The organism is Paenibacillus sp. JT22N7 (assembly GCF_059383875.1).
Genome location: NZ_JBXENY010000005.1, coordinates 199,645 through 222,599 on the forward strand (window position 1 = coordinate 199,645; position 22,955 = coordinate 222,599).

Consider the following 22,955-nt stretch of genomic DNA (forward strand, 5'->3'; position numbering starts at 1 on the left):
TAGCGGAACCTCAGTCCTCCAAATAAGGAGTAGCAGGGCGACTTAGGCTTGCATACACACCCTAGCTATTTTATCTACTAATTCTGCCTCGCGAATAACGCTCTAGCCTCTTGATAGCTCTCCAATGTCCCGATATCAAAGCGCTGCCCTTCAAACTTGTAGGCATGAACCTCTTTATGCCGAATCAGCCAAGGCACAAAATTGCCCGGTGCATCAGCGTTGTTGCCCTCTACCAAATACTGCTTGATTAAAGGCAGTGTTGACTGCCCGTAAATATAAAACGGCGGACATGCCAAATTGGATTTGGGCTGTTCAGGCTTTTCCTCAAAAGCAATGACTTTTCCATTGCCATCGATTTGTATGACACCTGTGCGCCTCAGAAAATCGATGTCATCCATCTCATGGGCTGCAATCGTATCTGTCCCCGAGCTTTGATAGAAATGAACCATTTCGGTTAGTTCAAAGTCGAACAAATTGTCGCCAGCCATGACTAGAACATCATCGTCCAGCTTTTCCTGTTCCAGAACAAACTGCAAGTCGGCAATAGCCCCTAAGCGGTCCTCATTGCTTGTCGTCAGATCGTCGATGACTTTAATCGGCTTAGAATAGTCTGATTGGCTCGCCCAATTAACAAAATGCCCATAAAAACGATGGTTAGTCACAATAAAAATCTCGTCAATTAAGCTAACCCTTTCAATCTTCTCCATAATATGATCCATGATTGCTTTCCCTCCAACCTCCAGAAGAGGCTTTGGAAAGTCCTTGGTCAAAGGATAAAGGCGAGTTGCGTAACCCGCTGCTAAAATAATGGCCTTCATTCGTATTTCCCTCGCTTCTAACCCCAGTTATATAATTCGCGCGCCATCATCGGTTTTGCTGAAGCTAACCTGATACAAATCCTTATACGCTGGATGCTGCTTTGGATATTGTGCATCAATGGCGGCTTTGATCTGCTCCTTATAAGCGGGATCTACGAGCCCAATACAGCAGCCTCTATAGCCCGCTCCGCTGAATCTGGCTCCATATACGCCTTCTGTATGCTTAAGGATACGGAAAATGCTGATCAGCTCTGGACAGCCGCAATCATAATTATGAATGGAGCTTTCCCCCGATTCAAGCATCAGGCTGCCGAATTTTTGCAGGTCCCCCTGTTTCCACGCCTCGGCGCCTTGCCTCACACGTTCATTCTCGGTGAAAAAATGCTCTGCCCGCTTTTGAAATCTGCCTTGCAAGCCTGACTTATGCTCCTGGTAAACCTCATGCTCAATATCTCGGAGCTGGGTTCCTTTCAGGTTTTTCATCGGCAAGCCGGCCATCTCGTGCAGGAGCCATGCGGCCACTTTGCATTCATCTACACGGTTGTTATAGTCGGTCCCGATTAAGGCCTTGCTCACACCGGAATAAACAATAACAACTTCAAATTCCGGCATCGCTTGCGGCCTTTCGATTAACTCATAGCTTTTGGTTTTGGTATCCATCACGGTCAAATAGCCTTCACGGCTTAAAATATTGATCGACTGGTCCAGTATGCCATTGTTCAGCCCAATAAAATGATTCTCCACCCAGTGGCTGTAGTTAATGAGCTCAAGCGAAGGAATTTTGATCCCGTTCACGTCGCAAAGGGCCAGCAAATAGGCGGTAGTTACCGCTGCTGACGAGCTCAAGCCGCCAATCGGATGCTTGCCTCTAACTAATGCGCAAATGCCGTACTTTAAAATATTTTGCTTTCTTAAAGCCAGGACGGCCCCCCTTAAATAATTGCCCCAAAATCCCGGCACCATCGCCGGAACCTGATCCAGATGAAAATATTCCTCGTCGGGGAAATCCAAGCTTTGCACTCTTATATATTCTTCTTCATTCTGAACATAAACCATATCCACCGAAATATCCAGCGTCATCCCGGCTACCAGCCCGGCTTGATGATCGACATGAGCCCCGAAGGGACAAAAGCGAAGCGGCGATTTAATCGTTTTTACCTGATTTTTAAGATGAGGATATTTGAGCTTTAACCGTTGTTCCAAATGGTCCATTTCCTACACTCCCTCTTTTTGTGAAGGCAACGTATATCGTAAATATAGGCAATCAGCCCTTCTTCAACCGTTTTAGCAGCAGCGCTCTTTTCTCTGGCGAAATATTGTCCAAAGCAGAGGCGCGCTCCTTCCCGGCACCTTGCTCGGGCGCCGCCTCCGCAGCCGTCTCCCGAAACATCGCTTCGAACGCTTCCCCAACAGCAGCTATAGGAATTTTCGTCAAATACTTTTCCTTATACGCTTTCAAATGGGACTGGCTAACTCTCTGCTCGACCGTCCGCAGCCCTCTTGTCGACTTCATATGGGCAATGGTTACATCCGCCGTCAATTCAGTACCGGTGTAGGATACCAAATCTTCCTTGATTGCATAGACCTGATAGCCGCCCTTATTGATCAAGCGCGACAATGCTGGGCTTTCCTTATGGTTTTCCGTCCCGTAATACATTTCCTCCCGCCATTCCCGTATGAACGCAGGAGCCTTGGCGATGGAATTGATCACAAAGAAGGAGGCGATATATTCACAAAAGGCTTCCTGCTCTTCGCGGCGGCAGGCGACAAAATCAACGTCTTCCGGTATTAAGTGGGTGAAATCGGCAAGGAACAGGCAATCGGAATCGATCATGACGGTTGGCAGCGAATCCTTTTCAATGACCTGCAGCAGAAAAGCGGTTTTGGAGTATACATTTTTGCGCCAGTCCTCATCGTGAAGCAGCACATGCTTCGTGTTCAGCTCGGTTGATACAATTTCCATCTGCGGAAAAACAGACAAATATTTTTTATCGTCCTCGGATAGTCCCGTATCGTAAACGTACAGCTTATGAATCCGGCTTAAATCGACATTGTCATAAAAGGAATTAACAAACAGCTTTCCAAAGTCAAAATAATCACTGTTCAATACGGTCATTACATTAAATATCATAGCTCTTCCCCCTGCTAAAAACTTTCTTACTCGCCAGCTGTTTATTTATCCGCTCCAGTTCCCGATCTTCCTCCTGCTGTATGCGATCCTTATCCCTTATAAACAGCGGCCCCGGAATGGCATCGGGTAAAATATCGTCCATATACCGGAGCGGATTATACCTTAGTCCGAGGAAGCTCCATGCCGCCATAAACAAGCCGATTAAAATAAACAGCAGGCCGATTCCCCGTGTCGGTCCCGTGCCTACGAGCCAGCCCAGGCTTTTCACAAGCTCCGGATGATCGACAAACAGCGGCTTGAAAATGTTGTCCGACAGCAGGCCGCCAATATAGTAGCCCAGCGGAATGGTAGGCAAAGCGAATAGCTGATTGATCGAAAAAACCCTCGCCAGCAGCTCGGCCCGCACCTTGGATTGGATCAGCGTCTGCCAGTGGGCATTTGTCATCGACAGCGAAACACCGTAAGCGAATACGCCTGCCATAACCAGCCCAACGATCGGCGTTAGCCCCATCACGATATAGGAAAGGCCGATTAGCAAGCTAAAACCAATCATGCCCTCCGCCCTTCTGCGGGTACCGCCCCATAAACCCATAGCGATTCCGCCTGCCAGTCCCCCTATGCCGATGGCCGAGGTCACCATTCCGAGTACAACAGTTGATCCAAAGGTTAAAACGAGCGGAGTTATGAGGACGTTGGCCATGCCCAGCATCAAATTGGAAACCATAAAAAACAAAATCAACGCCACGAAGCTTTTGCGCTTCCTTATAAAATTCCAGCCTCCGGCCATTTGGGCCCAAAAGGGCTCTTCAATTTTGCGGAATAAGGAATTCGGAAATCGAATAAAGAGCAATGTCGATATAGCAAACAGAAAGGATAGGAAGTCGATGAAAAGAATGCCCGGCAGCTCAAACGTCAATACGAGAACGCCCCCGAGCAGCGGCGCCAGCACTTCACTTGAAGAGGTAGCCAGCTGCACAATTCCATTGGCTTGGCCGAGATAGCGCTTTGGCGCAATTTGGGCAACTGCCGCCAAGTAGGCCGGACGCTGAAAGGCATTGGCGATCGATATAGCCGCCACCGCGACATAAATATGCCAGGTCTGCAGCGAGTTGCTGTAAAAGAACAAGGCAATCATAATCGTGACCAGCGCGGAGCAAACATTGCTCCAAATGAGAATAAGCCTGCGATCCTGCTTGTCCGCTAAAGTGCCGGCGAAAGGAAGCATTAATATACCCGGCAGGCGATGGAACACCAGCGTTGCGGCAAAATCCATAATCGCGCCTGAATGGCTGTAAACCCATAAGCCCATTGCAAATCCCGTCAAGCTGGAGCCCATCATCGAAATAAACTGACCAAATACAAAAATGAAAAGCGTTCGCAAATTCGGCAGCACTTCCGGCGATGATGCCGTTTCCCGGGTATTTGGGTTCTGGTTGTCCTCGTACCCCTCGTTTTCCTGTTTCTCCTTCTGCTGCTGCCACGCTTTCAGGCCGGCTCCAATGCTATCCGCTACGGCATGGGACTGGTGCTTAAAGAAATAATGTCCCGCATTCGGAATCAGGTCGATATCCACATGGCTGCTGAAAAACTCCCAGTCCTTATACTGCTCCTCGTAAAACTCGGTCGTCCTGTCCCGCTCGCCGACAATGCAAAGCAGTGGCGCCTTTAATTTCGCAGGCTCAGCAGCGGCGTACCGATCCGAGTAATACCGCTCGCTTTCACGACGGTCATGCCTGAGGCTGCGGATAATAAAATCCCGTTCCTCCCCTGAGAGCGTCTCGCTGAAGCCGCCCAAAGAACGGAGCATATCCATATAGGCACGGTTTGAAATACGGCGGTCCCGTGGCAATAGCTTGTTCCACAGCTTGAACAGCTTGCCCGGCAGCTGCGATACAGGAAAATTCCCTCCCATCACGACACCAGCAAGGCTCATATTCTCTTGCTCCAGCAGTCTAGCTATTTCAATTGCTAGAGCGCCTCCAAGACAATGCCCGTAGACGACGATGGATGGGGCGGATACTTTGTCCTTTATTTCCTGCACACAGCGCCTTGCAACTTCTTCCAAGGGCTCAAGAGCTTCATCTTTTTTGCTGAAGTCATGCCCAGGAACTTGAACCGCATACAGGGCGTAATGATCCGCCAGCGCATCCGCTAGCGGCTGATAGGAAATCGCGCTCCCCCCGGCAAAAGGAACACATACGATGGCCACCTCCTCGGAGGCGTCCTTTTCTCTCGAAAGACGGTGGAGAACATCCCCGCTGTCCGTACTGCCTTGAGAAACGATAGCAGACAGTTCCCCAATCGTCGGATATTTGAACAGGTCGATAATGCTCAGCGCATGATCGATTCCCCGAACGACCTGGACCGCCTTGAAGGAATCCCCTCCCAAACTAAAGAAATCATCGTTAATTCCTATTTTCTCGATGTTCAAAACCACGGACCATACAGCAGCCATCCTCACTTCCAATTCGTCCCGCGGCGCTTCATAGTCGCTTTCCGAAGCTGCTTCTACGGCATTCGGAGCAGGCAGAGCGCTGCGTTCCACCTTGCCATTAGCGTTCAAGGGCATTTTATCCAGTTCCATAAATACGGCAGGAATCATGTAGCCTGGAAGCTTTTCCTTCAGAGCGTTCCGCAGTGCGGATAGGTTAACCGGCTGTGAGCCGTCCTGCACATAATAGGCAACGATCTTTTTTTCGCCGCTGGCCTCTTCACGGACGTTCACAAAAGCATCCTTGATGCCGGGGTATTCGAGCAGCGAGGATTGAATTTCTCCCAGCTCAATTCGGAATCCCCTGATTTTCACCTGCTCGTCAGCCCTGCTCAAAAACTCAATATGGCCGTTTTCCAAATAACGGACAATATCTCCGGTCCGGTAAAGGCGTCCGCCCTTCTGCGCGTCAAATCGATTCGGAATAAACTTTTCTGCGGTTAACTCTGGCCTGCCTAAATATGCTCTGGCAACACCAGGTCCGCCAATGAATAACTCCCCGGGAACTCCTATAGGCGCGAGCTGCAAATGTTCATCCAGCACATAGATGGATACATTCGGCAGCGGACGGCCCAGCGGCAATACCGATGTATGCTGCACAGGCCTTTTGTCGGTTACGGTATAGGTCAGCATAGACACCGTCGTTTCAGTCGGCCCGTAATGGATCTGGATCTGCGTCTCAGGCTTCGCTGCCTTGATGTCATCAATCATGTCCCAATAGGAGGGCTCGCCAGCAAGGATAAGCCGTTTATTAGGAATGATATCGTGGAGGTTCGCCCGTTCCCGCAGCGCCTTGAAATGGCTTGGCACCATTTTGATGACATCGATTCCGTGTTCCCTGAAATATTTGGCATATTGCTGCGAGTCGACGGACTGGTCATAGGTCAAAATATGAAGCTGCCCGCCCGTATTTAAAGCAGCCCAAACGTTAATGGTGGCGAGGTCAGCCGCAAAGGTGGAAGCAATCGCGTATTTAAGCCCCGGCTCGACATCCAGCCGCTGCATCACGCCAAAATAGTAATTCAGAAAATTTCCATGCTCGACCGCAACCCCTTTTGGCTTGCCTGTAGAGCCCGATGTATAGATGATGTAAATAAGATTGGCAGGCTGCAGCGGCACTGCCATATTGTCACCGCTTTGCTCTGCGATTGCAGGCCAATCGGCATCCAGATAAACCCATTCGGCAGCTGCCGCATCGCCTAAAGAAACTGTTAAATGCTTCTCTGCAACGACAATATCAATTGAGGCATCGTCCAGTATGTACTTGATGCGGTCAACGGGAAACAGCGGGTCGAGTGGAACGTAAGCTCCGCCTGCTTTCAAAATGCCCAGAATGCCTACTACGGTTTCCAGTGAACGCTCCGCAAACAAGGCTACACGTTTTTCAGGGCCAACTCCTTTCGCGGATAAATAGCGGGCAAGCTTGTTGGCTCTTTGATTGAGCTCCTCGTAGGTGTAGGATCTGCCCTGGCAAGCAACCGCTATCGCATCTGGGCTTATCAGCACCTGCTCCTCAAAGAGCTTGTGAACATACGGAACATCAGGATGATTTTTGTATTCGGAAAAGCTCCATTCTGAGAGCAGCGTTTGTTTTTCTAGTGGGGTAAGCGTCTCAAGTTCATGAGCCTTTAAGCTTAAGCTGTCAGCCATGGAGGAAACGATCTCCATGTAATGGCCGGCCATGCGCTGTATCGTTTCAGGAAGGAATAGATCGGTGTTGTAGGTTAAGAAGCAGGTCATTTCGCCTTCAATGTATTTGACGGCAAGATTCAAATCAAACTTGGTCGTATTGTTGCTGCGCAAAAAAGGACGGACTTCCAGCTCACTCAGCTGAAGAACGGTTTTCTCCATGCTTTGATAATTAAACATCGCCTGAAAAACCGGGGAATAGCTTAAATCACGCTCAATCTGCAATTCCTCCACCAGCTTTTCAAACGGAAGCTCCTGGTTTGCGACTGCGCCCATAACCGTTTTTTTGACGGTTTGCAGCAGCTCCCTCATTCGGGGATTGCCAGACAATTGAATTCTAATCGCAAGGGTATTGATGAACAAGCCCATTAGGTCTTCCACTTCTTTATGGGTACGCCCCGCAATCGGCGAGCCGATAACGATATCATCAGCCTGCGTATAGCGATTAAGCAGGATAGCAAAAGCCGTTAATGAAAAAACAAAGGGGGTTATCGCTTCCGCACTTGCAAGCGTATGGATTTTGTCCGCTATTCCCTCTGGAATAATAAATTTATGAACTTTCCCATTATAGGTTTGAACATCTGGACGGGGAAAATCCGTCGTCAATTGCAGACACGGAGGCGCTCCTGCGAGTGTCTCCTTCCAGTATTGGACCTGTCTTTCTGTTACTTTTCCCTCTAATAGATTCCTTTGCCATACGGCATAATCCATATACTGTACGGGAAGCTCTGGAAGCTCCGGCTGCTGCCCAGCAGCATAGGCATTGTACAGCACTTCAATTTCCTTGTTCATGACACGGAGGGACCACATATCCGACACGATGTGGTGAACGACGATAATCAGGTAATGCTCCTTTTTTGAGACAGACAGCAAAGTCACCCGTATAGGCAAATCGTTGGCCAAGTCAAAAGGGTTATGGACCTCATCGTGGACAAAGTCCTCGATTTCCCCCTCCAGCTTCGTTCTGGTGAAGGCCTTCACGGATTTCTCAGCAATCGTCATAACCGGCTTCGGGTGACGGCAGCAATAAACCTCATCCTCACGATTTTGGTAAACCATTTGCAAAATCTCATGCCTGTTCATAATCGCATCGAAGGTTTGCTGGAGCGCGTTCACGTCCACCCTGCCCCTCAGCTTGGAAACGAGATGGGTATTATAGGCGGCCTTGTTCGTATGCCACTGGTCAAGAAACCAGAAGCGCTTTTGCGCATAGGAGGCGATAAAACGGTCTTCGCCGTTCCTCTCCAGCCGGGTTATCTTCAAGCTTGGCGCCGGCTGCTCTATACTTTGTTTTTTCATCCTCAGAGCCAGCAATGCCTTCTGTTTGTCCGAAAGGCCACTCCATTTATCAGCAAGCGCTTCGTTCTCCAATCCTTTACTCATGGTCATTACCCCGGCTTTGATTTTTTTTATTTAACCTTAAGGCGAGCAGCGCCTTCTGCGCAGGAGTAAGCTTGTCGGTCATTTGGGCAACGGCATTCTCTTTAAAGGCAGGGACAAGCTCTGGCTGCTGCGTATTTTCCGCTCCGACTTGCAAATTCAGCAAATACGCTTCAACCTGCCTGCTGCCTCCCCTATTTTCGATGTAATCCAGCGCAGCCTCTCTGGAGCGCCGTGATATATCCTCATAGTGCTCCCTCTCACGCAATAAACGCTCCAATGCCTCTTGCCAAGGCTTTATATGCTGCTTCGGAATGTCCGATACGGGCAGGCTGCGCTCATCAACGGCTTGCTTGTAGCCCTTAATCGGATTTACCGGAAGCACATACTCCACTCCCAGCTTAGCTTCAGGATTTCCTCCGACGTCACTTGCCAACACCGGGATGCCTCGCAGCATAGCTTCTACGATCGTTCTTGATTTGGCCTCAGCCCACAGCGACGGTACGAGCATAACGCGGGTTTGGCAGAAAAGCTTATTCATATCGTCTACTGGATCAAAAATACGAACATTTTTGAGCTCCATTAGCGCTTTCATATCATCGGAGGTTGTACCCCATGTCGGTATGGCTGCAAATGCGTGGTTAGGAAACGCGCGCGCCAGCTCTAGAAAAATGGAAATCCCCTTGTAGGCACATGGATTAACCATGGCAATATAGCCTTTATCGAAATTTCCAAAGTCGGGAAAAGGACCATCGCCAAACAAAGAAATGGGCAGCACCTCTGCTTTGAGCTTGGCCCACTGCCACATATAGTCCTTCAAATAATCGCCAACGACAACAATGGCAGCCGCTTTCCGCAGCAGCTCTGTTTTATCAGGCGCCTCCAAAAAACAATCCGGCCCAAAGGGCAAATAGAGGGTTGTCCTGGCAAGGTACACGACTCTGGAAGCCGCATGGTTCACGGCAGCCTCCAGCAGTAAATGCCCGACGTCCTCCGTCGAAATTAAAATTCTGTCGGGCGCAAATTCATTCATTTGCCTGATCAAATAATTCTTCAACCTTGCGCTGTCCATCGCTGCTCGTACTTTCACAGCATGAATAGCCACACCTTTAAGGTTGAAAACGGAAACTTCGGGGCTTGAGGATATAACCTCAAGCTCACCAACACCCCGCTGGTCTTGTTCTGAGGCGCTATTGACCAATGCTGTAGAAACGACGCGGCAATCGTGCCCTAAGCGGCTTAACGCTTCCATAAGCGTTCGGTTGGACTTATTGGCTCCACCCAGTGCAGGATAATAGGATGCATTTTGAGCTAGTAAAAGCTTCATATTTGCCTCACTCGCTCTCTTCCCGAAGCAGCAGCTCGATTTCTTCTTCCGTCAGGTTTTCCAAGGCCGCTAATTGTTCAGCAATTGCGTCCTCATCAAAGCTGCTGAGCAAGCTCGTTTCCACCGCCTCGGCAAGTCCGGCAATCGTAAGCGAACCTTCGAACAGCACCGTCATCGGCAAATCCACTTCAAATTCCTCCCGAATTCGGGACAAAATCTGAATCGCTTTGATCGATTCGCCGCCAACCTCAAACAAATTATCCATTACTCCGATTTGCTCAATGACTAAAACATCTTCCCAAATGGTTAATATTCTTTGCTCAAATTCATTTCTTGGAGCTACGTATTCTGCCCGTTCGCCAGTCTTGCCCTGCGAGGCCGCCTCTACTTTGGCGTGGATGCTTCTAGAAGTATTCAAGTGCCGCCCAATATCATCCAGCACATCTAAAATAGCCGTATCCGCCCCGCTCGCCGTTTGTTCCGCAGCTGCATGTACCTCCTCGCGGTAGTGGTCGGCTTTTTCCAGGTAGGAGGCAAAGTTTATGGTTCTGGCAAAGGCCGCCGTGAACGCATATACTTTGTGATCAGTCGAAGCCGTGACGTCCTGTTCTCCGATTAAGCTTAAAAACTGACCAGCTGGCTGGTTTTTGGAGGTTGGAACAAAAACGACCTCTACTTCACCCAGACCATTGTCCGCCGCCCATTCGCCAAGTCTAGCAAGCATCGTATATTCTATACCTTTGCCTAGAGCTCTGCAGCTAAGAAGGAAGCTGTCCACCCTAAGCTTTGAACCCTGCTCGCGGCAAACGGCCAAGCCGACCATTCCATAGTCTCCAAATCTATCACTTGCCGTTACCGTGAAGCAGCTTACATTGTCTTCGCTGCATCGTTTTCTGAGCTCGGCTTCCGAATGCCTGACCGTAGTAAAATTAAATTGATTCACCCTTTGAGTCAATTGAGCGGCTCTTGCCAGCTCCTCATCAACCAAAGGAGCAATACTTACGTTCAGCTCCAACCCGCTTATAAAAGCTTCGTAGGACAGCATTTCCTGCTGGAACTTATTCCGCTCCGTATTTTGTTTAACCTGTTCCGTACGGCTTTGGTCTGCCGCAGTCGTGTTTATACGGTCAAATGCCCAAATGTTGCTTAAGTAAAGCGGAATGTCCTCGTCCTTTTCAGGCAAGCATAATGTCAGAACTTGGGGACAACGTGCTTTAACCTCCATACATTCGACAGGGTTATCGTCGATAAAGATGAAGCTGTCGAGACCCAAATTCAGCTCTTTAGCCAATGCTTCCAAATTATCCGATTTGCGCTCCCAGTTGATTCTCGAAGCCGCGATGTGTTCGGGCTTGATCAGCATATCAGGCCGGTTCAACGCCTCTATGACATCGCTTTCATTATTTTTGCTGCAAAGACATAGAAGCATCCCTAAGCGCTGCTGCTCCAGCATAAATGCCTGCAGCTGCTTCCGATACGGGTCCACCGCTATTCCTTCAACGCCGTCTTCACCGCAAATGCCCTTCCACAGCGTCTGGTCGCAATCCAGCACGATCACTTTATATGGCAGGCTCACAGCCGAATAGATTTTTCTGGCAATGACCGTACCTAACGCATCAAAGAAAATTTGTTTGTATGGAATATGTCCCATTTTATCCGAATGAAAATCATAATAATCCGCTACGGGATAGAGATCCAAAATGTCAGAAGAAGCCACTGGTAAAATGCCGTTCAGTCCTTGAAGCCCTTGATATAGTCGGTCCTCTATTTCCTTATAATCGCAAGCCGTCTCGGAGCTCCATTCCATCAATGGCGAAGGAGGGCAAATACACACAATATGAATGGCTGATGTGCTCTCTACTGATGTTTTCAATGCATTCAACAGATCAACGATGTTACGGTCAAGCTTGGATTGTATTAAAGCATCCTTCCTGATCTCCGTTTCCAAGCCGTCCTCCACCCTGAACCAATCATCAAAACGAATGAGAATGACGTTGATCCCGTTGTTTTGGCGCATAGCGCTATAAGGATCGAGCAGCTGCTTGAAAACCTGATTCTCATATTGAATTGCAGCGTTTATTCCGAGCTTGTCCAACCAAAAAACGAGTGACCTTCTGACTGGTTCTGCGGTAAACGTTGCCGAAAATACGAGATTTAAATCACGACTGATCATATTCACGAAACTTCTCCCCTTGCTTAGATTTAGGATAGCATTTTTACAGCCTTCTCTAGCTTTAAGCCGCTACATCTGGGAGTTTATAAATTTTTACAACAAAGTCAATTTTATCGTAGTCTATCGTCGAATCATTGTCAACGAATTCCCTTTTTTTGTCGAGGATGTCAATTATCTTGTTTATTTGACAGCAGAGGATTATATTATATTTGTGAAGTGGGCGATGAGCTTATAAGCCGTTGCATGTGATTAAATGTGTGGAATAGAGCAGCTAAACTTTAATAGGAGTTGAGTTATATGAAAGTACATCATATAGGGTATGTCGTAGAGGATTTAGATAAAGCTTTACAGGAGTTTATCGCGCTAGGGTACGAGGTGGACGGCGAAAAATGCCATGACGATCAACGGAATATTTTAATTCAATTTATTAAAAATGGCACCTATTTGGTAGAGCTGGTCTGTCCGCTGAATGACAATTCTCCGGTTAAAAATATTTTGAAAAAGGTTGGCAGCACACCCTACCATTTCTGTTATGAAACGGCGAACCTCTTGGAGAAGACCGAGCAACTGAAGAAGCTGGGCTATCTCGTCATAGCCGAGGCTTTGGCAGCTCCGGCTATCGGCAATAAGAGAGTCGTATTCCTGTTCAAAAATAATATAGGCATTATAGAATTGGTCGAGGAATAGGCTCAGATCGTTTCCTTGTACAGCTGAGGGGACTTCCACGTTTTTACGGAGCCATCGTCAGCTTCCATATTGGCATGAAAAAATCCTTTACCGTCTATGAATGCTGGGACACCGTGCTGCTTTCCCTCAATTGCAGCCTGCAGCGCTAGAAGGGCGAGCGGTTCGGCTGTATCAAAATTCGCATACTTGCTGTGTCTGGCAGGGACAAAATAGCCGAAATGAAATTGTTTCTCTATGATATTGTCTCCTATTTTTCTAGCCATCTCCAAGTATTGCGAATGTCCGAATGTTGAATAAACATCAAGCATCGCATAAAGAGCTCTTGGATCGTCGCACTCTGTCGAAAAATCCAGAGCGGCATCCACTTCAGGTTCACTGCCCATATCTCCAAGTCCATTCCCTTTGGCGATGCTTCTTGCCGCTTCCCATAGGCTTTCGTCGCCCGTTTGGATAAATGTCCTCACGCAGGAAAGCAAAAATTTGCTAGTAGCGGGAAACTGGCCGATGATGGCGCCTTTATCTCCATAATAGCCGTCCCGTTTAAGGGCATATCCCGATAAATCCGTACCGTCGGTGAGCATCGGCTTAAACGCATTCTTTTCAGGAACGTAGCCGTATTTCAAAAAAGCGCCGAGCCCTTGCCTTGACCATTGTGCCAGCTCCTTCACTACTTCCCCCAGCCCACTTGCAAGCTGAAGCTGCATCATTGTATTTTCATAATAGACGGTAGAGGCTTGCGCTTCCAAAAGCATTTTGCCTTCCAGCGCTGCGTCTCCAAACTCGGGACCGAATTGCCGCCCAGCCCTGTCCCCGAAACGGGAATGTGTATTGCTGTCGTCATTCGTATGATACACTTTTCTCGCTTGGTTGAACTGATACGCACCTAAGCCTGTATCCGCATTTCTAGCCTTGTTATACTGGCGGGCAAGCCTTTTCAGCCATAACAGAGCGCCTTTCTCGCCCGCCAGCTTGTACAGCATTCCTGCCGCATATATCAGATCATTTCCCGCGTTCAGAAAGGACAGCCCGCTAACCTCTGAGAACGGCTCCGCATCCCGGAATTCGTGTGCCCACAGCCTGCTGCTTTTCAAGCCGAAGCTGCCGTGTCTGCTAATCTCAAGGGTGCTCCAGTTGAAAACATGTGCATTCCATATCGCTCTAATGTATTTGACGGTAGCTGCAGGGTCAACCTCGTACATGAGTTCATAATACGGAAAATGGTTTTTCAGCTCATGCACCATACCGTTTTTTTCCTCTGCCCCGGCAACCTGCAGCGTCTTCAGATCAATCAGCCGATGCCCGCCCCATTGCAGCAGGCCACACTCACTTTGAAGATGGTCAAAGTGAAATTTGATTGCTAATTTAGCGGCATTTTCATACTGCTCATCGCCTGTAAGCCTCGAAAGCCCCACAAAGGTACGAAACAGGTTTTGCTGGCTCGCCAAATTGGACATGACCACCTCGCGCCCTCCGGGAAATCGCCATGTGACGGGCTCCTTTGTCCTAACATCGATTCCGTCAGCGAACAACGGGCTAGCCTCCCATCCGCTGCGGCCCCTTCCCTCCTTAAGCACATTGTCTGCAAATGATATGACCGTGTTCAATCGCTGCTGATCCCTCGTACTCTTTTCCACCAATACACACCATCCTCTTGGATTTCCGGTATAAAAGCTTCGATCTCCACTATGATTCTCTCTATGGTCAAAAACAGCTTTTTTGCAGGTTCATAGCTAATATACCATAAATTTACCAGATTCTGTGATAGATTAAAACGCGGAAAAGCCGCTTCCCTCGCAGCTTCATGACAAAGAACCCCCGCGCAGCGATCCAATTGGTGCGCGGGGGCTCAAAAACAAACAAGCTACGGACCCTTAATCTAGCTTCTAGCTGCCATACGTCAATGCGAGCTTAGCGAACATATCTTCCAGAGTAAAGCGGACATCCACAAAATGATAGACACGGATCATTCTTTCCTTCTGATCATGCACATAGTACATATCCTCGGTTATTCTCGGAGCAGGCTTCATTTCATACCCGTATTCGTGCTCATCCAGAAGCAGGCTTATGGCAGGTGAGTCGCCGAGCGACCACATTTCACCTTTGGGCCACGGGGAGTCCTTGAACGCTTCTGCTGCCCAATTGTTGAAGTCGATCAGCTGCTGGAACAAATATTGCCCGATTTCACCGTACGGCTTAACCTTGTACATCAGCTCCGCAATACTTACCCTCATCGTCGTATAAACGGTGTGCGGCACCTGCCACAGCTCCACTGATGATTGGAACACCACATTAGCGGCAGCAATATCGTTAAACAAGTTATACTCCCAGCCACCGAGCGGCCAGTGCCCGCCGCCAATCCAGACAACTGTCAGCCTATCCGAGATGCGCGGTTCCATAAGCAATGCTGACGCCATATCTGTAAGCGGTCCAAGGAATACGACATACAGCGGAGAGGAATCCTCCTTCATGGCTTCATGCACAATCGCAGCAGCCCCCTCGGAAGGGACGGGCGTTTCTTCGTTCTCCAATGCGCTGACCGCCCCCTTATAGTAAGGGACCTCCTCTTGCAATCCCATAATCGAGAGCACCTTCTCGATCTCGTCATAGCTTTGCTGCATCGTGTCCTTCCGGTTCATCATCGAAGCCGTTTTTTCAAATTGGGCAGCTATAATACCTTTTATCCTGAAACGAGGAGTCAGCAAGGCATGGACAATGGCAAATTGATCATCAGCTTCATTTTTCGCGTCGGTATTAATGATTAGCCTGATTTTCTTGGACTCCGGTACATCAAACGGCAATTTCATACTCCGCCACCTCCGTTTTTCAACTTTTTATTTGCCGTTAGCAGCCGCCCATTCATCAAGCTGCTTTTGTTTCTCAGCAATAATCTTATCCAGCCCAGCCGCCTTCAGCTTCTCGTTATACTCCTCAATGAGTGCAGGATCCAGCGAGCCGGATTCCAGCCCGACCTTGTATTGATTGACCACGTTAGTCGCCGCGGCCACCTCCGTTTTTACCGGCGTCGCATCGAAGGAGAAACCGAGTGCCGGAGATACCTTCGCGGACTCGTTGAATTTTTTCGTCTGCTCCCAAATATCCTTATCCGTACCTTCCCACACATATGTTAAAAAATTGTTGCCCACTTCCCATTGGTTGAACTGATATGTCGTTTCCTTCACGCCTTCTGGAAGCTTGATCGTTCCGTCCTCATTCTTCACATAGTGCTTGCCTTCAATGCCGTTCGCCAGCAAGTTCATCACTTCGGCATCCGAATAAAGCAGGTTAAGAAGCTGCATAGCGCGTTCCGGGTTTTCGCTGTTGCGGGGAACCGACATCATAAAGCCGCTTGCTCCATTCGATTGGATCACAGGCTCAGACAGATGGACACTGGTCATTTCATAACCGGTAGTCTTGGATTCCTGTGCCTCAAAGCCTGGCTTCATATTATTAAAATAACCAAGCGCTTTGCCTGCTTTTACGAGACTTGAGCCCTGCTCCTGCGTCGTTGCTACGTCCTGCATAATATAGCCGGCTTCATACCACTTGCGTGCAAGAGTGACCTTATTTTTGAAAATGTCTGTTTCCAGCAGATTTACGACTTTCAGATCATTACTGTCCAGCAAAATCACGCCAAGGCTGTCTCCAAGCGGATCGATCTGCGGTGTATACATTTGATAAGCAACCGTGCCTGTTTGCGTGCTTTGAACGAGAGGCACAATGCCCGGTTCCTTATCCTTAATCGTCTGGAATACTGTACCAAGATCCTCAAAAGTCTTGACTCCCGAAAGATCAATGCCGTGCTTGTCAATCAAATCCTTACGCATGACCATGCCATAATCTGCGCCCACGTCGCGTATGCTCGACACGCCATAAATACTTCCGCCGATTTTCGTACCATTGTAAATTTCCGAAGGCATCGTATTTTTAATTTCCGGCGCATACTTCTCAAGAAGCTCGTCAAGCGGCAGCAGCTGTCCTTTGGCAACCTGAGAGCTGTAATTAAAAAAAGAGGAAGTAACAAGCAGGTCCAGAGGCTCGTTGCCTGCCAGAAGAAGATTGACCTGCTGGTTCCATGCTGCAATATCAATTGGCATCAGCTTCACAGTCGCATTAATTTTGGACTTGGTAATTTTGTTTATCTCCTCCTGCACCGCCGCAACATCCGACATCGTGCCGAGATTAATAAAGGCCATCGTCAGTTCCACGGCTTCGCTATCGCCGGCTCCAGCTTCACTTCCAGATCCGCCAGGCGAAGCGTTGCCTCCATTTTCCGAACTGCCGCAGGCTGCAAGAAGCAGGCTTAGTACAAGCATAATCGATAAAAGCAGTGTCGTTGTTTTCTTCTTCATCTTCGATTTCCCCCTGTGTGCTGATGATCATAAATCTATACCAATCGGACCTGCGAGATCCGAGCTTGGCTGCCTCTAACTAACCTTTAACAGCTCCAATGGTAAGGCCTTTAACGAAATACTTTTGGAAAAAAGGATACACACACAAAATGGGCAATATTCCTGCAACTGCCATCGCCATCCGCACGGAATTCATAGGAAGTCCCGCCGCAGCCGTGCTGTTGTTGCCCCCAATGTTGGTTTGCTGTAGAAATTGGATATTACTCAGCATCCGGTTCAATAAATTTTGGATACTGTATAATTCAGGCTCCGTCACATAGATCAAGCCGTTGAACCAGTCGTTCCAATAGCCAATCGTCAGCATGAGACCGATAGTGGCCAAAATCGGTAAAGAAAGCGGTATCACGATCTGGTAAAAAATTTTAAACTCCGTTGCCCCGTCAATATAGGCCGATTCGATAATGGGAACCGGGATTGAGGTGCTGAAAAACGAGCGGATCAGCAGAATGAAGAAGCCGTTTGTAAGCAGGCCAGGTATGATCAGCGCAAGCAGTGTATTTTTCATGTCGAATACCTCGGTAAACACGAGATATGTCGGCACCAGCCCCCCGTTGAACAGCAGCGTGAAAAATACGATAAAGGACAGCGTCCCCCTCAGCGGCATATCTCCCCGCGACAGCGGATACGCCAGCAGCGCTGAAATGAGCAGCCCCACGGTTGTCCCGATAATTGTAATCGTTACCGTTATGCCGTAAGCCTTAACCAGCGACGTGGATTTATTCCACAAATACTCGTAAGCCTCGATGCTCCATGCCTTAGGCAGCAGGCTGTATCCATCCCTCACAATCGCCTGCTCCTGTGTCAGTGATGATGTGATTAACAGCAGAAACGGAAATACACAAGCAGCTGTCAGCAAAATAAGGATGGCATGTACAGCATATTGATTCATATGGTTCGTCTTCATGTAGTTACCTCTCCTAACAAGAACCTTTTTCTTATTCTAAAACAGCGCCTGATCTCTGTTCTTGCGGCTCACAGCGTAATTAGCGGCCAATACGAGCACAAAACCGACAAGCGATTGGTACAAGCCCGCAGCCGACGACATTCCGATATCTCCCAAAGTCATGAGTCCTCGGTATACGTATGTGTCTATAACATCTGTCGTTGGCTGAAGAGGACCTGAATTAAGCGGAACCTGATAGAACAGCCCGAAGTCAGAGTAAAAAATACGTCCGATCGCAAGCAGTGTCATAATGGTAATGGTAGGCATGATGAGCGGAACGGTAATGCTGCGGATTTGATGCCATTTGTTTGCGCCGTCAATCGTCGCTGCTTCATAATATTCGTGATCAATGCCAATAATAGAAGCTAAATAAATGATGCATAAATACCCTACATTTTTCCAAATATTAACAATTGCGAGAATATACGGCCAATATTTAGCCTCTGTATACCAAGCTATCGGATCCATACCGAGCAGCGGCAGCAGTTGTTTATTGATGAAACCGCTCTCTACATTGAGCAGCGACAATCCGAGATAGCCGACAACGACCATTGAGATTAAATACGGCAGCAAAATGGCACTTTGATAGAAGCGCGACGCAAGCTTCTTCTTTACTTCATTTAATAAAATCGCTACCGCGATAGCCAACACCGTATTAATGATGATAAATGCGCCATTGTACAAAATCGTGTTGCGCGTAATAATCCAGGCGTCCTTCGTTTCAAACAAATATTCAAAGTTCTTAAACCCGATCCAATCGCTCCCAAGAATTCCTTTGGCATAATTAATGTCCTTAAACGCTATGACAACTCCAAACATGGGCAGATAGTTATTGATAATCAAATAAATCATGCCCGGAATGATCATCAGGAACAGTGCGCGGTAACGCTTTAATTTTCTCAAAATAAAATTCAGCCGCCCGCTTTCTTTCCGCTCTCCTGCACGAACAGCCTGTGCGATTTGCGGTGTTTCCATCGCCTTCCCTCATTTCGTTGTTGTATTCTATCTTGTAGCTCTATTGTAGGGTGTACGGAACATAGGCAATAACCACTATCCGGACTTTACAGTTTCGAAATCTCGACCTCTTTCGACTGGGCTTGCTTGCGGTAATCGCCTGGATTCATACCTGTCATTTTTTTAAACAGAGTGGAAAAATAAGATAGATTGGAATAGCCTGACTGCAGGGCAATATCACTAACGGTGTAATCTGGCAATGCTAACAGTGCTTTTGCATAAGCAATGCGTTGTAATTGTACATAATCCGAAATGGACATGCCCGTTTCCTTCTTGAATACCCGATTCAAATAATCAGGGTTCAAATATACGCAGCCCGCTACCTCTTCCCGGGTCAGATTTTGCTCGCCTATATGCTCTTGAATATAGGCCTTCACGCGGTCGACCACTGAAAGGCTTTTTTGAGTGGCGTGAATTTGGCTCATCGACACGTCAATGAGATAAAGGATCCATTCCTTGAGTGACGACACGGAGCGGAGCACCTCTTGCGGCTTGTCTGTAAGCAGACTTTTCGCGAACACATCATTGGCCTGTAATCCCTTCACTTGCAGCACAAAAAACATCATCTGCAGAAAATTTTGATAAAACAGCTGCAAGGCCTGAGCGTCGACGCCGTACTTCCTGTCCCTCAAATCATCCAAATAACAAGCGACAGCCTCCGTCAACTTATCCTTGGCTCCCATTTTCATCCACTCTTCCCACGAACTCATGGAAGGCGGCTGCAGGGTTCCCACTTTAGACTTCTTGTAATGGCGAAACAAAAAGGTTTGATTGGCATGCGTCACATTGTCACGGTCCATTTGAATAAGATTGTAATAGCTTGTCACCATTTCAGTAGCATACACAGGCTGACCGATGTAACAGTTTAAATCACAGCTAAAGTATTGGCTGCAGCCGCGCACATAGCTGATGCAATCGTCCAGCATCGCTGTATCCATCCTATCTGTTGATGCTTCAAGCAGCACAAGCAGCCCACCATTAGGAACGGATATGACGGCGGACCCGGCTTCATTTTTCAAAATTTGCTCATTCGCTGCATTTCGCAGCGCATACTCCATAATCTGCTCATCCCGCTGACTGAGCGGTTTATACCATTTTTGGACGCGAATTAAGATCGGCAAATATTTAGACCTCACCAGATTAGGCAGCTTGCTGCTCGCAGCATATTCGGAGATTCTTTCCGGGGAAGAGCCTATGCTTTGCTTGATGAGCTCCTGCCAAAAACGCTCTTTCATCAACGGCTTTTGTGATTCCCAAAGCTGAGCATAATGCTTGTAATCGCTTTCATACATTAGAAGCTCCTGTGTTTTTTCGATTTTAGCTAACGCTTTACGGATTACTTGCTCCAGTTCTTCATAATCAACCGGTTTAAGCAAATACTCGAAGCTGCCCAGCTTGATCGCTTTCTGCGCATAAGAGAAATCGGAATGCGATGTCAAAAAAATCGTCTCTACCTTTGGATCATGCTCCCTTACCCATTCCAGCAATTCGATGCCTGTCCCTTTAGGCATTTCGATATCGCACACCATTAAATGAATCGGCTCATTCAAATAAATTTGCTGAGCCTGCTTCAGGCTTAGCGCGGTATGCACATGTTGAACCTTCAAGGATTTCCAGCGGACGCCTACCTCCAGCCCTCGGATCGCATGAACCTCATCATCTACAATTAATACGGTAAACATATAAGCCCCCACCTTCTGGATGTAGTATGATCATGAATGTCCAGCAGCGGGCATTGGCAGCGACATCGTTACGATAGCCCCGCCGCCGCTCTGATTGTTCTCGAAGGTTATCGCTGCGTCCGATTGATAGAGCAGCCTCAGCCTGCGCTTAATATTCCAAATCCCTACATGCTCGCCCTCTTCGCTTATTTTTTCCTCATCGGCATGCAGACTACTCAGCACTTCTTCGGGAAAACCGGAGCCGTTGTCTTTTATCGTGATTACAATACGGTTCCCGTTATCCGACTCCAGCAGCGCTGCAACAACCTCAATTGTAATTGGCTGATCGATATCAACCGCATGTTTAATGGTATTTTCAACGATTGTCTGAATGACAAGAGGCGGAATTTCAACCTCCTTCACTTCGTCCTTCATTTCGATGCTGCTGCTCAGCGAGTCAGGAAACCGAAGCTGCTGGATACGCAAATAATTGGCAGTATGCAGCAGCTCTTCTTTTAACGGTACGACATATCGGTTCGTTCGAAACATGTAACGGAAGTAGACGACCAGACACTTCGACATTTCCTGAATCAGCTTGTAATCCTTGACCGTTGCCAAATTGTAAACAATGTTTAACGAGTTCAAAAAAAAGTGCGGATTAATTTGCAATTGAAGCAATTGAAGCTCCGACTTCTGATGGTTTAATTTTTCTTCATATACATCGATCTTCAGTTCGCGAATTTCCGCAATCATACGATTGAAAGTTTCATTAACGATTTCAAATTCGGTGGACGTACTGCTCTGATGCAGTCTTGTACCCCAATGACCGTCTCTCGTCTTCCTCATCGCCACGACCAACTGCTTCATCGGCTTAAGAAACACATAGCGTATAAAAAATAAAAATACGACAAAAAAAACGACAGCACCCGCCGTTATGAATGAGGATACCCTCTGTAGAAAAGGAAGCTTTTGCTGAATAACATCATCCGGCACAAGCGCCATAAGTTTAAAATCGCCTTTGTCCGACGATTCATCCATCATTAAAAATGATCTCTCCTTGCCCGTTATCGTATACGCTTCTGAGGAGCTTGCCAGTTCAATGCCTTCCCTCTCGATCATCTCGCTTTGGCTCATTGGCTTGAGTTCGCCCGTCGTCAGCAGTGCGGCTCCCGCTTCGCCGAGATCGATCAGATTTAAAGGCACCATCAGCTTATTGCTGTTAACCCACGCCCCGACATACACCCCCCCGCTGCGTATAAGACGCAGCAGCGCATAATTATGGTTACGTCCTTCCCACACATGCCAGTCAGGACCGCTGTAGGCCCCCGGCTCCCCCTGCAGCATCTGCATAATTTCCTGTTTGGTTGCGTCCCGTTCTTCAAACGATGAGCCGAACTGCTGGGTCATAATAAGCTCACCGTTTGTTATCGAATAAACAAAAAAGAGATCGATTGAACGATGTACGCTAATATCTGTCATAATCGTATTGAACAGTCGCAATTTGCTCATCATATAGGTCGTTTCGTTATTTTGTCTCGGCAATTGAAATCCGATCAGATCGGTATCATTTTCCGTAAAATCGAACAAATACTCATCCACTTCATTCAAATTGCGGTCGATTTCATTCATATACAGACTGAGCAGATTTTTGTTCGATTGGGCGACCTGATTACGGACAACCCCCACTGAATAAATGCTATTCACAATAATGACGATTACAAGCGGAACGATCATAAAGAGGATACTGGCAAACATTTTAAACCGCAGCGAATTTAGATATGCACGCATCAGGCATCTGTCCCTTCAAGCTGATTAACTCGTAGTTTTCGTAGCGAAATATTCAGTCTCTTTCAAAGCTGCAGCAGTCGCCTATCCTAATTGTACCCCCAAATCCTTCATAACGCTTTTGTTATGACGACCTAAACATTATGAAAATCGGACTAGAACCGGACTTCCTACCGGAATAGAATGAAACGAATGATGCAAGCAGCTATGTGAAAAAGAGAAAGCGCCCCTATCTTTGAGAAATGGTGTTTGGCTAAAACAACATCGCTCAGAGAGAGGAGCAACTTTAAGGTGAAGTCTATCACAAAAATCTCAAATTTGAACACGGAATTTCCTGTCATAAATGCATAACAAGAAAAGCAATCAGGCCAGCCCGGTCTTGGTTGCTGATGCCAAAACCGGGCTGGCCTGATTGCTTCAGGTGTAGGGTTCATTAATGACACTACT

The 22,955-nt window shown here is 47.7% G+C and carries 14 protein-coding genes; 1 reads left to right on the plus strand and 13 read right to left on the minus strand.

Annotated elements, in window-relative coordinates:
* Positions 1 to 77 precede the first annotated feature (77 nt).
* From AC50Y5_RS15445 to AC50Y5_RS15470, 6 genes are read right to left on the minus strand one after another with little or no spacing between them, the layout of a single operon-like run.
* A complete protein-coding gene (locus AC50Y5_RS15445) occupies positions 78 to 818 on the minus strand; it encodes a nucleotidyltransferase family protein (RefSeq protein WP_494861852.1) in 741 nt (246 codons plus the stop codon).
* A 27-nt stretch (positions 819 to 845) separates the two neighbouring features.
* Positions 846 to 2,030, minus strand: coding sequence for a GHMP family kinase ATP-binding protein (locus AC50Y5_RS15450; RefSeq protein WP_494861854.1), 1,185 nt, complete (start codon positions 2,028 to 2,030; stop codon positions 846 to 848).
* 52 nt (positions 2,031 to 2,082) lie between these two features.
* A complete protein-coding gene (locus AC50Y5_RS15455) occupies positions 2,083 to 2,949 on the minus strand; it encodes a hypothetical protein (RefSeq protein ID WP_494861856.1) in 867 nt (288 codons plus the stop codon).
* Positions 2,939 to 8,512, minus strand: coding sequence for a non-ribosomal peptide synthetase/MFS transporter (locus AC50Y5_RS15460; protein WP_494861858.1), 5,574 nt, complete (start codon positions 8,510 to 8,512; stop codon positions 2,939 to 2,941). The genes AC50Y5_RS15455 and AC50Y5_RS15460 overlap by 11 nt, the downstream gene beginning before the upstream one ends.
* Complete coding sequence (locus tag AC50Y5_RS15465; RefSeq protein WP_494861860.1) at positions 8,505 to 9,836, minus strand: glycosyltransferase family 4 protein; 1,332 nt, start codon at positions 9,834 to 9,836, stop codon at positions 8,505 to 8,507. Before AC50Y5_RS15465 ends, AC50Y5_RS15460 begins: the two co-directional genes overlap by 8 nt.
* A 7-nt stretch (positions 9,837 to 9,843) precedes the next feature.
* Entirely contained in the window at positions 9,844 to 12,009 is a 2,166-nt protein-coding gene (locus AC50Y5_RS15470) for an HAD-IIIC family phosphatase (protein ID WP_494862313.1), read from the minus strand.
* A gap of 297 nt (positions 12,010 to 12,306) precedes the next feature.
* Here AC50Y5_RS15470 and AC50Y5_RS15475 point away from each other — a divergent pair, with 297 nt between their 5' ends.
* A complete protein-coding gene (locus AC50Y5_RS15475) occupies positions 12,307 to 12,696 on the plus strand; it encodes a VOC family protein (protein WP_494861862.1) in 390 nt (129 codons plus the stop codon).
* Between the two features lie 2 nt (positions 12,697 to 12,698).
* Here the strand turns inward: AC50Y5_RS15475 and AC50Y5_RS15480 are convergent, their stop codons facing one another.
* From AC50Y5_RS15480 to AC50Y5_RS15510, 7 genes are all read right to left on the minus strand, one after another.
* On the minus strand, positions 12,699 to 14,330 hold the full coding sequence (locus AC50Y5_RS15480) for a hypothetical protein (protein WP_494861866.1): 1,632 nt from the start codon (positions 14,328 to 14,330) through the stop codon (positions 12,699 to 12,701).
* A gap of 249 nt (positions 14,331 to 14,579) precedes the next feature.
* Positions 14,580 to 15,500, minus strand: coding sequence for a nucleoside hydrolase (locus tag AC50Y5_RS15485; RefSeq protein ID WP_046229273.1), 921 nt, complete (start codon positions 15,498 to 15,500; stop codon positions 14,580 to 14,582).
* A 27-nt stretch (positions 15,501 to 15,527) separates the two neighbouring features.
* Complete coding sequence (locus tag AC50Y5_RS15490) at positions 15,528 to 17,045, minus strand: ABC transporter substrate-binding protein (protein WP_494861872.1); 1,518 nt, start codon at positions 17,043 to 17,045, stop codon at positions 15,528 to 15,530.
* A gap of 79 nt (positions 17,046 to 17,124) precedes the next feature.
* The gene (locus AC50Y5_RS15495) at positions 17,125 to 18,009 is read right to left on the minus strand and encodes a carbohydrate ABC transporter permease (RefSeq protein WP_155973508.1); all 885 of its coding nucleotides are present in this window, start codon (positions 18,007 to 18,009) and stop codon (positions 17,125 to 17,127) included.
* Between the two features lie 36 nt (positions 18,010 to 18,045).
* Positions 18,046 to 18,915 (minus strand): ABC transporter permease, encoded by an 870-nt coding sequence (locus AC50Y5_RS15500; protein ID WP_494862314.1) that lies wholly within the window; start codon positions 18,913 to 18,915, stop codon positions 18,046 to 18,048.
* A gap of 194 nt (positions 18,916 to 19,109) precedes the next feature.
* Complete coding sequence (locus AC50Y5_RS15505) at positions 19,110 to 20,744, minus strand: response regulator transcription factor (protein WP_056041767.1); 1,635 nt, start codon at positions 20,742 to 20,744, stop codon at positions 19,110 to 19,112.
* A gap of 30 nt (positions 20,745 to 20,774) precedes the next feature.
* Positions 20,775 to 22,511, minus strand: a complete 1,737-nt coding sequence (locus AC50Y5_RS15510; RefSeq protein WP_494861875.1) for a sensor histidine kinase — start codon at positions 22,509 to 22,511, stop codon at positions 20,775 to 20,777.
* Positions 22,512 to 22,955: the final 444 nt, after the last annotated feature.